Annotated in this window: 1 protein-coding gene; it reads left to right on the top strand. The window is 68.4% G+C overall.

All coding sequences use genetic code 11. The annotated features are described in order from the left end of the window. Positions 1–68: 68 nt before the first annotated feature. On the top strand, positions 69–250 hold a 182-nt coding region (locus tag AC0IW9_RS31480), incomplete at its 3' end, for a PHP domain-containing protein (RefSeq protein ID WP_471652214.1).

Here is a 250-nt window from a genome sequence, read left to right as displayed (position 1 = left end):
ATGCCGTTCGCAGTGGGTGCGACGCCCAAGAAGCAGGTTATACAAGGTTGCGGAGCTGCCGACGGGCGATGACCGCGTTCGCCGATCTCGTCACCGCCACCAGCTTCTCGTTCCTCGACGGCGCGAGCCAGCCCGGCGACATGGTAGCCCGCGCGGTGGAGTTGAAGCACGCCGGCATCGGCATCGCCGACCGCAACACCGTGGCCGGCGTCGTCCGCGCCTATGACGCACTGGAGCGCGCGCGAAAGGG

The organism is Belnapia sp. AC561, assembly GCF_979252845.1.
Note: the sequence above shows the minus strand (reverse complement) of the source record. Positions and strands in the feature narration are given on the sequence as shown.